Raw genomic sequence first — 13,020 nt, forward strand, 5'->3', positions numbered from 1 at the left:
GGCTCAAATAGGGGGTGACGAACCGGAACGCGTATCGGCCGGCACCCGCACCCGCGAGCATGGGACTGATCGAACGGCTCCTGGGGAGACGCGGGGGGCCGTCAACGGGGGACGGGACCCCCGACCCGCGGGACGGCGACGCCGGACGCGACCGTGACGGCGGCCGCGACGGGGCGACATCGGGGCCGCACGGGCCGTGGCGCGACGCCGGCGGGGGGCTCGCGAGACCCCGCGGGGTCGCGCTGTTCGTCGACGGGCCGAACGTGTTCCGCGAGGAGTTCGACGTGGACCTGGCGGACCTGCGCGCGGCCGCGGAGGCCGACGGCGACCTCGTCACGGCGCGGCTGTACCTCGACGAGCACGCGACCCCGGGGCTGATCCAGGCCGCCGAAGCCAACGGGTTTCAGGTGGTCACCACCAGCGGCGACGTGGACGTGAAGCTCGCCGTCGACGTGGCGTCGTTCGCCGCCGAGCGGCGCGCGGCCACGGTCGCGGTCGCCTCCCGCGACACCGACTTCAAGCCGGCGCTGGAGGTCGCCAACGAGTACGGCCTGCGGACGCTCGCGATCGCGCCGGGGAGCTACGGACGGTCGGACGCGCTCCGCCGGAGCGCCGACGAGGCGGTGACGCTCGGGGAGTAGGGACCCGACTAGCGGTAGCGACGGCGCGCGTGCTGCCCCCCGGAACCACCCATACGCATTTGTTCTTTCACTATCAATTGGTACGTATGAACCACGTCCTCCTCGCCATCGACGAGAACGACGACCGCGCGGTCGCCCAGGCGGAGACGGTTCGGGACCTGTTCGACGCGGAGGACACGACCGCGCACCTGCTACACGACTTCACTGATAACGTCGAGGGCGCGTCGGTCGGGCAGATCGGCGCCGTCCGACACGCGGCTACGATCCTCGAGGACGCCGGGATCGCCGTCGAGTACCACGAGACGAGCGGAACCCCCTCGCGATCGATCATCGAGGCCGCCGACGAACTGGACGTGGACGTGATCAGTATCGCCGGACGCAAGCGCTCGAAGGCCGGGAAGGCGCTCTTCGGGAGCGTCTCCCAGGAGGTCGTCCTCGGAACGGACCGTCCGGTCCTCTTTTGCACCCGGAAAGACGGGGTGTGACCGGCGGACGTTCCCTACGGGACGGTTGTCCACCTGAAGGTTCGTCCCGCCGCTTCAACCGCCACCCGTCGACCTGCGGCTCGTCGCGCTCACCCGGACGACGGAGCGGTCACGCCAGCGGCGTTCGCTCGACGACCGTGCCGTCGTAGGTGGGGTACTGCTCGACGACCTCGCCCTCGTCGAGGTCGCCCTCCTCGATCATCTCCTCCAAAAGCCACCACGCAACCTCGACGTGATCGCTTTTGACGGTGTAGAACTCCTCGGGGACCTCCAGCGACTCGAACCGCTCGGGGTCGGCATACGTCTTCCCGTACACGAGCGTGCCGTCGTCCGTCACCTCGTCGAACGGGCGGCGGAGGTTGCGCGCCATCCGCTTGAGGCGGTTGCGGTGCTGTGCGGCGTCCTTGAACACGGACGTGCAGAAGTACACCTTCTCGTGGTCGCCCATCACGTCGAGGATCTCCTCCTTCGAGCCGTCGACGGCGGACATGTGACCCTCCTGTAGCTCGAAGCCCTGCTCCTGCATCCGGCGGTAGTTTCCGTCGGACATCTCGAACTCGTTGACGTTACAGAAGTCCGCGGCCCCCTCGTCGAGGAACTCCAGGAACTCCTCCTCGGCGCGGATGCCGGGGATCTCGAACGCCGGCGTCAGCCCCTCCTCGCGGGCGACGTAGAGGATGTCCTCCCACTCGGTGCCGTGGAGGTCGCCCCACTGCTGAACGGGCGGGTGAAAGCGGATCTCGTCGAGGCCGGCCTCCGAGAGCCGGCGCATGTTCTCGCGACCGCCGGGGATCCCCGTGTAGAGGTGGGTGTGGTGATCCTCGCCGAACTCCTCCTTGAGCAGGCGGAGATAGCGCGTCGTCTTCCCCATCGCCTCCTGCGGTTCGCCGCCGGTGATGGAGGTGCCCAGCGCCGACATCCGCTTGGCCTCCTCGATCACGTCCTCGTCGGACTCGACGAGGCGCTCGTTGGCGTACACGTCGGTGACGTTCTTGCGGTTCTCCCCCAGCGGGCAGTAGAAACAGTCGCGCTGGTCGCAGTAGCCGTAGACGAACAGCACCATCTTCCCCCCTTTGGCGCACTGTTCACAGCCCTTCGAGATCATTCAGTAAGTGTCCTTTTCGCCCGAGCGGCAAAAGCGGTGCGATACCGCGTCGTTCGTCCGTGTGGGGCTGTGACGCGGCCGTCCTCGTGGGCCGGGCCACCGCCGTGCGGCAACCACGAAACTGATACCGTTAGCCGTCCACGTGGCGGGCATGTCACGAGAGGTACGCAGACGGGAGTTCCTTCGCGCGACCGGCGGAGCGCTCGCGGCGGGGACCGCGATCGCGACCAGCGGCTGTCTCGGCGTCATCACCGGCTCCGAGCCCGCCGAGTTCTCCGCGAGCGTCGCCTCCGTCCCGGACGCGACGCTGGAGTCGACCGGGTTCGAGGAGCACCGGATCGAGCCCATGGAGATCACCCGCGAGTTCACCGTCGCCGGCCAGACCCGAGAGGTCGTCGTGACGAACCAGGTCGCGCAGTACGACAAGGCCGCCGAGGTGCTCGGCGAACGCATCCGCGCGTCGCTGTTCACCGCGTTCTCGACGCCGGCGGTGGACATCGCCGGGCGGACCCTCAACCCCATCGCCGAGTTGAGCACGCGCGAGCTCGCCCGGCGGATGCTCACCCAGTACGAGGGGATCGACGACCTCCAGTCCGACGGCGAGGAGACGGTGGAGGTGCTCGGAACCGACACGACCGTCGGGCTGTTCACCGCCGACGCGACGATCGCGGAGGGAGTCACGACGGAGGTCCGGCTCCACGTCTCGGAGGCCGTCCGCGCGGGAGAGGACTTCGTCGTCACCGTCGGCGCGTACCCGACGCGGCTGTCGGGACAGGCCGAGGACGTTCGTGCGATGATGCGTGGCGTGACCCACGGCGGGGAGTGACCCGGTGATGCGGGGACCCGACAACGACGCCCACGGCGGGATCGATCCCACGCGGCGGGACGTGATCGCCGCCGTCGGCGCCGGCGGCGCCGCGACGCTGGCGGGCTGTTCGGGCGTTCTCGGCGGCGACGACGCCCCCGAGAGCGAGCCCGTCGAGGGCGACCGCGCGCGGGCGCTCGCGGAGGCACACGCCCCGGACCTGTACTTCGGCGTCGGCGAGCGCTGGTTCCCGACGGACCCCCGCGAGTACCTCGAGGGCGACGGCTCCACGCTGGACGGCTTCGCGGCGTTCGACGGCTACGCCGGCGAGTACGACCCGGGCGGCGAGCCGCCGAACCGCACGGCCTTCTACAACGCCGTTCGCTACCCCGACACCGACCTGACCGTCGTCCAGTACTGGTTCTACTCGGCGTTCGACCAGTTCTCGGTCAACTTCCACTGGCACGACTGGGAGGTGCTGCACGTGTTCCTCGACGTGGGGGAGGAGTCGGGCGACCCCGACACCGGCGACCCGACGCTGTTCGTCGCGTCCTCACACTCCCGAAAGGTGCCGAACAACGAGTTCCTCGACCCCGAAACCGAGCGCGCGAGCGTCATCGCCGAGGTGGGGAGCCACTCCTCGGCGTTGGGGGTCAACGAGACGCCCGCGGAGTTCGAGCGGTTGCCGATCTCGACGGACATCCCCGACATCTCCAACGGGCCGCTGGCGCCCTCGGACATCCCCGCGGCCTACGGGCTGCCCCGCGGGGAGGGATATCGACTCCCGTTCGCGGTGCCGGAACTCGACGACGCGCCGGTGTACGAGCACCCCGAGCTGCCGAACGTCACTCGGGAGCACCTCGTGCCCGAGGGGATGACCGTCGGATCGTTCTCGGGGATCCCCTCCCCGCCCGACGACCTCCCACTCCGGGAGACGGGGCTCATGTTCGCGTTCGAGGACGCCGAGGGCGTCGCGGAGGCGGACTACGACTACGCGCTCGAACCGATGGCCGACCTCGACATCGAGACCTACGACGGCCCGCAGTTGAGCTTCGAGTTCTCCGTCCCCTCCTTCGCGGAGGACGCGATCGCCTCCCACCTCACGACGGTGGGAACGCCCCGGGAACAGCCCCGGTTCGCCGACCCGATCGCCGACGTGACCGACCCCCGTCACCGGTCGGCGCTCTCGGAGCGCTTCGACGTGGACGTGACGGGTCTCGCGGGCGACGTGGTCGGTCTGCTGCGGGAGGCGACCGCCAGCGACGACGCGCCGGGAAGCAACGGCGTCGACACGACGGAGCCGACCGTCGAGGGGGTCGCGCTCCTCGAATCCGATCCGGAGGCGGTGCCGACGTTCAACGGCGTCGTGGCCCTCCGGGACGTGCCCGAGGGCGAGCACACCCTCACCGTCAACGGCGCGGGCGTCGCGCCGTTCAGTCAGGGCCTCGCACACGAGGAGGACGGCGAGCCGACGACCGCCGGCGTCGACGGCGACGTGGTCGTCGCGCCCAACGAGGACGCGGTGAAGGTGCGGGCGGCCCCGCCCGCGGACGCTCCCGGCGTCAGCCGCGTCGCCGTCGAGGACGACTTCGCCGGGTCGGTGTACGAGGGGCTTCCGCCGAGCGCCGCGGGCGGCGGCGAGGGCGGCGAGGCCGGGAGCACCGAGACGGGAACGCCCACCGGCAGCGCGGACGCGGCCGAGGGAGGCGACCGCGGCGTCGCGGTGTACGCCCACCGCGCGGGCGCCTACACCGCCGAGGTCGAAGACGAGGAGGGTGCGGTCGGCGCCTTTCGGGTGAACCCCGCGGCCGACCAGTCGACGGCGACGATCCGGGAGGCGCGGACCGGGAAGGCGTCGCTCACGTCGTTCCTGCTCACCGTCCTCACGGAAACCACGGCACAGGCGGCGGTCTTCGAGGACGGCGACGCCGAGGGCATCGACGAGGTCGGCGTGCCCGACAGCACCGCCGAGCAGGCGGGGGACGCCGCCGATGTCGTCGACGACGTGCTGGCGGCAGCAGCGGAGGCGGCCGGCGGAGACGACGACGATGACGACGACGGCACCGGAAACGGCAACGGGGGCGGAAACGGCGGGGGCGCCGGCGGCGGTCCCGGCGGCCTCACCGGCCTCCTGCGGGCGCTGGAGGCGACGACGACGGCCGCGAAGCGCGCGAACGAGGCGGCACGGGCCGGGAACGCCGAAGGCGCCGACAACCGCCTGCGCGGGCTCAGACAGCGGACCGAGGCGCTGACCGACGCGCTCGAACGGAACCGCGACGACCTTCCCGGACGACTCCCGGCGCTCGTTGAGCGGCGCTTGCCGCAGGTAGAACGACGGATCGACCAGGCGCTCGACGCCGACGCCTGAGTGGTCACGACTTCCCCGTCCCGCCGTTCCCACCGCGCTCCGGTACACGATGCCCGGCGACCACGGAGGCGACGCCGTCGGGCGCCCCTCGTCCCGGGAAGGACAACCGTTACGTACGCACACCCGAATGAGGATACATGACCGAGGAGACCGATCTGGAGGAACTCAAGCGCGGGACCGACCTGGTCAAGCGCGGGTTCGCGCGGATGCAGAAGGGCGGCGTGATCATGGACGTGGTCAGCCGCGAGCAGGCCCGCATCGCCGAGGACGCCGGCGCGGTCGCCGTGATGCACCTCGAATCCGTCCCCGCCGACATCCGCAAGCGCGGCGGCGTCGCGCGGATGGCCGACCCGGGCAAACTGGAGGAGGTGATCGACGAGGTGTCGATCCCCGTGATGGGCAAGTGCCGCATCGGTCACACCGCCGAGGCGCAGATCCTCGAGGCCGCCGGCGCCGACATGCTCGACGAGTCCGAGGTGCTCACCACGGCCGACGAGCGCTACCACATCGACAAGCGCGAGTTCACCGCGCCGTTCGTCTGCGGCGCCCGAAACCTGGGGGAGGCGCTGCGCCGTATCGACGAGGGCGCGGCGATGATCCGCACGAAGGGCGAAGCCGGCACCGGCGACGTGAACCAGGCGGTCACCCACCAGCGCTCCATCCAGCGTTCGATCCGCAAGCTCTCGGGCATGAACTACGAGGAGCGCGACGAGTGGGCCCGGGAGAACGAGGCGCCCCGCGAACTCGTCCACGAGACGGCCGACATGGGTCGCCTTCCGGTCGTCAACTTCGCCGCCGGCGGCATCGCGACGCCGGCCGACGCCGCGCTCATGATGCAGCACGGCTGCGACGGCATCTTCGTCGGCTCGGGCATTTTCGGCGCAGAGGACCCCAGCAAGATGGGCGAGGCGATCGTCCAGGCCGTCAACAACTACGACGACCCCGAGACGCTCACGGAGATCGCGAAGGGCATCGGCGCCGGCATGAAGGGTCAGGCCAACGAGACGATGCCCGAGGAGGAGAAGCTCCAGGGCCGCGGCGTCTGACTCCGAGCCGATCCCACCGTCCCTCCGCTCGCACGAACGTTTTTATCCGATACCGGAACCAGAGCCGCGCGACCGTCGTGACCTGAAGCCGGCCGCGGGGCGCACGCGGGTGCGCGACACGCCGTCCCGCGGAGCGCGCGGGCCGTGTCGCCTGTCAGCCACAGTCACACTCGTGTCGCCGCCGCGACGTTGAAACCGGCGGGCACCGTAGCGACCGCCATGTCCGATGCGCACGCGGGTCCGGGCCCCGGCGAAGACGCGGACACCGATGCCGACGCGAACGCGGACGCCGACGCGGATCCCCTCGCGGACGTGGACCCCGATCGTCACCCCGTGGTCCTCTTCGACGGCGTCTGCAACCTCTGTCACGGGGCGATCCGGTTTCTCGTGCGCCACGACGACGCCGGCGTCTTCCGGTTCGCGCCGCTGGACTCGTCGGTCGGGCAGGCACTTCTGGAGCGCCACGGCCTGCCGACGACCGACCACGATTCGATCGTCCTCGTCGACGCCGACGGTACGCACCGGAAATCGGCCGCGGCGTTGCGAATCGCACGGCGGCTCGACCCGCCGTGGCACCTGCTGTGGGCGCTTCGGGTCGTACCGCGTCGGCTTCGGGATGCCGCCTACGATCTGATCGCCGAGTACCGATACGACGTGTTCGGGAGGAGGGACGCCTGTGAGATCCCGGAGCCGGAGATCAGGGAGCGGTTCGCCGAACGCGCACTGGAGTGACCACCGGGGCGGCGAGTACAGCGTGGGCATCGAGCGACCGCGAGCGCCACGAGTGACCGCGGTAGCTACAGCACCGTCGCGCCGTCGCCGACGGCGGTCTGGTAGGCGCGCGCGCCGACGCCGGCGTCGGCGAACCCCTCGACCATCGCCGCCGCGACCGACCGACGGTCATCCGGCCGACACACCGCGAGCACGCTCGGGCCGGCGCCGCTGACGGTGACGCCCGTCGCGCCGGCAGCCAGTGCGGCTTCCCTGACGTCCGCGTAGCCGGTGATCAGCTTCGCGCGCGCCGGGGTCACCACGGGGTCGTCGAGCCCGCGGCCGACCAACTCGGGGTCCGACCGGCACATCCCGGCCGTCAGCGTCGCGGCGTTGCCGACCGTCTCGACGTGATCGGCCATCGACACGGAGTCGGGGACGACCTCGCGGGCGTCGCGCGTGGAGACCACCACCTCCGGGAGACACGCGACCAGCGACAGGTCCGCGTCGACGCTCGTCGCGCCGTCGTCGCTGCGGACGATGGTGAACCCCCCGAGCAGCGCCGGAGCGACGTTGTCGGCGTGTGCCTCCCCGGAGACGACTGCCTCGCCCTCGGCGGCGACGGAAACCAGGTCGTGACGGCTGTAGCCCCGGTCATACAGCTCGTTGAGCGCGACCGCGGCGGCGGCGGCCGACGCGGCGGAGGACCCCAGCCCCGAGGATGGACGCACGCCCTTGTCGATGTGGATGTGGGCGGGCGCCTCGAGCGCGTCGGCGACGGCGCCGACGACGTTTTTCTCCGGGTCCGTCGGAATGAACTCCGCGCCCGCGCCGGTCACCTCGATGGTCGTCTCGGCGGCGCGTTCCACCGAGACGGTGTCTGCGGGGTGCGAGAGCGCGACGCCGAAGGTGTCGAAGCCGCTCCCGAGGTTCGCGCTGGTTGCCGGCGCGCGCGCGGTTACCATGCCGCGTCGGTCCGGCGCGGCGGGCAAAAGGATGACGTTCGGGGCGAGCGTCTGCCGCTCCGTTTCGGTCGCGAGCGAGACGTGACGCGAGAGCCGGCCGCAGGCGCGGGGTTACCGACGCGCGGTGACGAACACGAGCGGTCCGACGACGACCAGCACGATGCCGAGGAAGAGGTAGTGGACCGGAACGAGCGACTGCGGCGTGAGCAGGAATATGACGCCGAACAGCATCGTGTTGAGCGCCATCGCTTTCCGCGAGACCGGCAGCGTGGCGAGCGTCGTCAGCACGAACCCGAGCAGCAGCGCCTGTCCGACGTTGTACGGGAGCAGGAAGCTGTCGACGATCTGGAGCGGGATCATCTCTTGTCTCCAGTTCGCCCGGGGCGCCGCATTAACGTTCCGTTCTCGCTCGTTTACCTTCGCCCGGTACGGTGACGGGTCGCGATCGAGGGGGTTCCTCCTCCGGGATCGACGATCCCGTCAGTTCGGCCGGTCGTTCGCCGGCGTCGTCGGGTCCCCCCGTGAGCCGTCCGTCGCGTCCTCGGACCCGTCCCCGTCGGATCCCTCGACCGACGAACCCGACGGCGGAACCTCGCGCTCGGCGTCCGGCCCGGTGATGTCGAGCGGCCGGATCCAGCCGTACCAGACGGCGAACACGGTGAGCCCGTAGCCGAAGATGAACACCAACCGGCCGAGGTCGTTGAACCCGAGGACGCCAAGCTGACGGCGGACGATCCCCGTCCCGGCGATACCGACGACCAGCACCACCGCGAGCAGGAGTCGGTCGCGGGTGATCCGGTCGCGAAACCGCGTGTCGTCGCCCATACTCACGCTGGGTGTTCCAGCACCGAGAACCCCGCGATCCGGCGTGGGTGTCGGTCCCAAGGCGTCACAAACGCTTTCCCCGACGGCGAACCCCTCGTCACATGCACTACAGCGCGGTCCCCGACGCACACGAGAACGTCTTCGACGGGCACCTCGTGTACGCCTTCTCGCCGGAACGCGGACCTGATCACGAGCCGGAGGGTCCCGACCGTCCGGCGTCGTTTCACGCCAGGGGGCTCTACGACACCGAGGACATCGAGAACGCGGTGGACCCGGAGGACCCGAGGGATCCCGAGGATCTCGACGCCGCCGACCTCGCGGTCGTGTGCGGCTACTACGACTTCGCCGCCCGCATCCGCGGCGGCGTCCGCGACGTGGCCGGCGTCTCGGCGGTCGCGTCGCCGCCGGAGGCGCGCCGACGCGGACTCGTTCGGGACCTCCTCGGTCACGTGCACCGCGAACTCCGCGACGACGGGGTCGCCTTCGCCGCGCTGTGGCCCTTCGAGTACCCGTTCTATCGACGGCTCGGGTACGAACGGATCTGTGACTACGCGCGGATCGAGGTCGCCCCCGACGCGCTGTCGAGCGCGTGCCCGGATCCGGCGGGGTCGTACGAGCAGCTCGACGCCGACGACTGGCCCCGTCTGGACGCGGTGTACGACGAGTGGGCGACCGCCGAGTTCCGGCTGAACCGCAGTGAGGATTGGTGGCGCAATCGGGTCTTCGAGTCGTGGGGAACCGACCCGTACGTGTACGGGTGGACCGACGGCGACCCCGGCGACGCGCTCCGTGGCTACGTGGTCTACACGATCACGGACGAGGACGATGCCGAGGGGAAGACGATGGCCGTGAGCGAGTTCGCCCACGTCGACCGCGAGGCGTGCGGTCACCTCCTGCGCTTCTGTCGCAACCACGACTCGCAGGTCGAGCGCGTCCGATTCACCGGGCCGGCAAACACTCGCCTGTTCGACGACCTCGACGACCCGCGAGCCGCGGAGACGGAGATACGGCCGGGACCGATGGCCCGTGTCGTCGACGTGGGGCGAGCGTTGGAGGAGATCGCGTACCCGGAGGACTTCGATGTGACTCTCGTGCTCGACGTGCGCGACGACGCCTGCGAGTGGAACGACGACGCCTTCCGTCTCCACGTCGCCGACGGCCGAGGAGCCGTCGAACGCGTCGGCGACGACGCCGAGGCCGACGCGTCGCTCGACATCGGCGCGCTCTCGCGACTTGTCGTCGGCTCGCACGGGGTGGACAGGCTGGTCGAACTCGGCACCGTCGAGGTCGCTTCCGAGTCTGATCGCGAGACGCTGGCGACGCTCTTCCCCGAGACGGATCCGTTCCTTCGGGAGGGGTTCTGAGTCGCGACAGGGGACGTTCGAACCCTTCGGCTACCGTTACCGCTGGACGGCGGCGGGGTGCGGGTGCTAACCAACCGAGACAAGACGCGAGACTACCGTCTCAGTTTCGTTAGAACGCGGAAATTGGGTGGCTGGGGAGCCAGTGGCCCAATTCTCACCGGCCAAGGGCCGGTGATACCTTGGATGGGCCAACACGGATTTGAACCGTGGACCTCCCGGTTATCAGCCGAGCGCTCAACCTGACTGAGCTATTGGCCCAGGCGAGCGCATCTTCGAGTAGTGGGAGGGATTGGTTAAGCGTTTCCGTTCGGCACCGGCGTCACGTCATGCGGTTGCACGGCTCGCGACGACGGGCTTACCGCGGGCGGTCCTCGCGTTCGTCCCCGTCGTCGACCTCCTCGAAGTCGACGTCGACGACGTCGTCGTCCGCGGCGTCGGTCGCGTCGCGCTCGTCCGCGGTCGCCCCGCCACCGAAGCCCGCGGTTCCGGCCGGTCCGGTCCCACCGGTCGCGTCGCCGCCGGCGGCACCGTCCGGGTTCGGGAACCCGCCCGTCCAGACCGCGCCCGTCGCGAAGCCGTCCATCCGCGCGTCGACGTACGGCACGACGACGTAGCGGCGCAGCAGCTCGCGGATCGGGTACCGTGTCGGCGGGATCGCGAGCAGGAACCCGATCACGTCGGTCACCAGCCCCGGCGTGAGCAGGAACGCGCCCGCGGCGATCAACAGCCCGCCGTCGAGTACCTCGCCGGTCGGCACCTCGCCGGTCGCGAGCTTTCGTTGGACGGCACGAAGCGTGTGGCGCCCCTCGGCGCGCACGAGCAGCATCCCGAGCAGGCCGGTGAGGACGACCAGCGCGACCGTCTGCACCGCCGTCAGGAGGTTCGTCGCCACCCACAGCAGGAACGCCGCGTCCGCCAGCGGGATCGCGAGCAGGGCCACGAGCAGGTAGCGAACCCGAATGCGCATACTCGGGCTATCCGATCGCGGTGTATAGCCCTTTTGGAGGGTCTCCGGTCGCGGCTCGCGCCCCCTCCGCGTCCCGGTCGACGACCGCGAACGCCGACTTTACCCTCGGGCGCCTCCGAACGCGAGTATGACCGACGACACGCGCGTCCAGTGGCGCGACTGGGGCGCCGACGCGTTCGCGGAGGCCGAACGAACGGGGCGACCCGTGCTGCTGTTTCTGACGGCGACGTGGTGTGACGACTGCCACCGGATGCTCGTCGAGACGTTCGGCGAGCCGCGCATCGCGGCCAACGTCAACGACGGCTTCGTCCCGGTGAAGGTCGACGTGGACCGAGAGCCGCGCGTCCGCGAGCGATACAACATGGGCGGGTTCCCCTCGACGGTGTTCACCACGCCCACGGGTGAGCTACTCACCGGCGCGACGTACCTCGGCCCCGACGGCTTCCGAACGGTGCTCGATCGCGTCCGCGAGACGTGGGACGAAAGCGGCGAGGAGGCCGGGCGCGTGCCGCGCGCCCTCGCGGGCAACGAGACGCCGGAAGGGTCCGTCACGACCGCCATCGAGGAGCACCTCGCGGGGCAACTCGACTCGCAGTGGGACCCCGAGTTCGCCGGCTGGGGCGACGACGCGAAGTTCCCCATGCCGCGGACGATCGAGTTCGCGCTCAAGCGCGACCGGTACAAGGCGACGCAGACGCTCGATGCGATCGAGCGCAACCTCCTCGACGACGACGGCGGCGTGTTCCGCTACGCCGGCGCGCGCGACTGGTCGGACCCCGCCCGGGAGAAGCTGCTCGCCGACGACGCGGGCGTCCTGCGCGCGTTCGCCAACGGCTATCTCTACACCGGCGACGAGTCGTACCGCGAGACCGCCGAGTCGGTCCGCGCGTTCCTCGACGCCGACCTCTGGTCGGGGTTCGCCTACGGCGCGAGCGTCGGGCCCGACGGCGAACGCACCGACATCACCGCCTACGCCGGCGGTAACGCGCTCGCCGCCGACGCCATGCTCACCCTCGCGGCGTACACCGACGACGAGCGCGCCCGGGAGTCCGCCGAGAAGGCGCTCGCGTACCTCCGCGAGACGCTCGTCGACGCCGACGGAACCGTCCGCCATCTCGACGCCGACGACGCCGAGACCGACCTCCTGGAGGACGTGGCCCGCGTGGCGGCCGCGTTCTGCACCGCCGAGTCGGTCCTCGGCGACGGCGTCGGCGTCGCCCGCGCGGTCGCCGACCGGGGACTCGACGTCCTCGGCGACGCCGACGCGTTCCGGGACGGCCCCGCCTCGGGGCCCGGGATGCTCGATCGACCGCTGCGCCCCATCGACGGCGTCGTCGAGTTCGCCGACGCGCTCCTGGATCTCGCGGCGCTCACCGGCGAGGACGCCTACCGCGAGCGCGCCGAGGTCGCCGTCGGCGCCTTCGCCGGCGCGGCCGAACGAATGGGCGCGCAGGTGGCCGGCTACGGCTCCGTCGCCGGTCGCCTCACGCGCGACCCGCTCGTCGTCGACGTGGGCGCGCCCGTCGGGGCCGACCTCCACCGCGCCGCGTTGCGGATCGCGGATCACGAGGCGGTCGTCGTCCCCGACAGCGACTGCGCCCCCGAGGGAACGGCCTCCCTCCGCGGCCGCGAGGACGGGCGCGCCGAGTCGCCCGACGCGTTGATGCGGCTGGTCGCCGACGCCGCCGAGTGACCGACGGGCCGGGCGATCGCTCGGGCGGGTAAACCCGGAGTGTGT

Annotated in this window: 13 protein-coding genes and 1 tRNA gene; 8 read left to right on the forward strand and 6 right to left on the reverse strand. The window is 70.9% G+C overall.

The annotated features are described in order from the left end of the window. The first annotated feature begins 80 nt into the window (after positions 1-80). Together K6T36_RS14875 and K6T36_RS14880 are read left to right on the forward strand one after the other, a co-directional pair. Positions 81-641 carry an NYN domain-containing protein gene (locus K6T36_RS14875; protein WP_390182296.1) on the forward strand — a complete coding sequence of 187 codons (561 nt, stop codon included), beginning with the start codon at positions 81-83 and terminating at the stop codon, positions 639-641. Positions 642-727: 86 nt separating this feature from the next. Beyond that, entirely contained in the window at positions 728-1,126 is a 399-nt protein-coding gene (locus K6T36_RS14880) for a universal stress protein (RefSeq protein ID WP_222921968.1), read from the forward strand. A gap of 109 nt (positions 1,127-1,235) precedes the next feature. Here the strand turns inward: K6T36_RS14880 and K6T36_RS14885 are convergent, their stop codons facing one another. Then, a complete protein-coding gene (locus K6T36_RS14885; protein ID WP_222921969.1) occupies positions 1,236-2,231 on the reverse strand; it encodes a radical SAM protein in 996 nt (331 codons plus the stop codon). Between the two features lie 151 nt (positions 2,232-2,382). Between K6T36_RS14885 and K6T36_RS14890 the strand changes: the two genes are divergently transcribed. From K6T36_RS14890 to K6T36_RS14905, 4 genes are all read left to right on the forward strand, one after another. After that, positions 2,383-3,057: a DUF6517 family protein gene (locus tag K6T36_RS14890; RefSeq protein WP_222921970.1), complete on the forward strand. Its 675-nt coding sequence runs from the start codon at positions 2,383-2,385 to the stop codon at positions 3,055-3,057. A gap of 7 nt (positions 3,058-3,064) precedes the next feature. Beyond that, the gene (locus K6T36_RS14895) at positions 3,065-5,404 is read left to right on the forward strand and encodes a hypothetical protein (RefSeq protein WP_222921971.1); all 2,340 of its coding nucleotides are present in this window, start codon (positions 3,065-3,067) and stop codon (positions 5,402-5,404) included. A gap of 137 nt (positions 5,405-5,541) precedes the next feature. After that, positions 5,542-6,450, forward strand: coding sequence for a pyridoxal 5'-phosphate synthase lyase subunit PdxS (gene pdxS, locus K6T36_RS14900; RefSeq protein WP_222921972.1), 909 nt, complete (start codon positions 5,542-5,544; stop codon positions 6,448-6,450). Positions 6,451-6,669: 219 nt separating this feature from the next. Further along, positions 6,670-7,182 carry a thiol-disulfide oxidoreductase DCC family protein gene (locus K6T36_RS14905; RefSeq protein ID WP_222921973.1) on the forward strand — a complete coding sequence of 171 codons (513 nt, stop codon included), beginning with the start codon at positions 6,670-6,672 and terminating at the stop codon, positions 7,180-7,182. A gap of 65 nt (positions 7,183-7,247) precedes the next feature. On the opposite strand, the gene K6T36_RS14910 is transcribed toward K6T36_RS14905, so the two are convergent. The 3 genes from K6T36_RS14910 to K6T36_RS14920 form a co-directional block, all read right to left on the reverse strand. Next, positions 7,248-8,126, reverse strand: coding sequence for a homoserine kinase (locus tag K6T36_RS14910; RefSeq protein WP_222921974.1), 879 nt, complete (start codon positions 8,124-8,126; stop codon positions 7,248-7,250). 111 nt (positions 8,127-8,237) lie between these two features. After that, positions 8,238-8,486, reverse strand: a complete 249-nt coding sequence (locus K6T36_RS14915; RefSeq protein WP_222921975.1) for a DUF8006 family protein — start codon at positions 8,484-8,486, stop codon at positions 8,238-8,240. 120 nt (positions 8,487-8,606) lie between these two features. Further along, positions 8,607-8,951, reverse strand: a complete 345-nt coding sequence (locus tag K6T36_RS14920) for a DUF7996 family protein (protein ID WP_225935140.1) — start codon at positions 8,949-8,951, stop codon at positions 8,607-8,609. A gap of 101 nt (positions 8,952-9,052) precedes the next feature. Here K6T36_RS14920 and K6T36_RS14925 point away from each other — a divergent pair, with 101 nt between their 5' ends. Further along, on the forward strand, positions 9,053-10,315 hold the full coding sequence (locus K6T36_RS14925) for a GNAT family N-acetyltransferase (RefSeq protein ID WP_222921976.1): 1,263 nt from the start codon (positions 9,053-9,055) through the stop codon (positions 10,313-10,315). Positions 10,316-10,499: 184 nt separating this feature from the next. Here K6T36_RS14925 and K6T36_RS14930 read toward each other — a convergent pair. Together K6T36_RS14930 and K6T36_RS14935 are read right to left on the reverse strand one after the other, a co-directional pair. Next, positions 10,500-10,573, reverse strand: a tRNA-Ile gene (locus tag K6T36_RS14930). A gap of 97 nt (positions 10,574-10,670) precedes the next feature. Beyond that, entirely contained in the window at positions 10,671-11,276 is a 606-nt protein-coding gene (locus tag K6T36_RS14935) for an FxsA family protein (protein ID WP_222923479.1), read from the reverse strand. 133 nt (positions 11,277-11,409) lie between these two features. Here K6T36_RS14935 and K6T36_RS14940 point away from each other — a divergent pair, with 133 nt between their 5' ends. Beyond that, on the forward strand, positions 11,410-12,975 hold the full coding sequence (locus K6T36_RS14940) for a DUF255 domain-containing protein (RefSeq protein WP_222921977.1): 1,566 nt from the start codon (positions 11,410-11,412) through the stop codon (positions 12,973-12,975). The last annotated feature ends 45 nt before the right edge of the window (positions 12,976-13,020 follow it).

It is taken from the genome of Halobaculum roseum (assembly GCF_019880245.1).
In the GTDB taxonomy this organism is placed as follows: domain Archaea; phylum Halobacteriota; class Halobacteria; order Halobacteriales; family Haloferacaceae; genus Halobaculum; species Halobaculum roseum.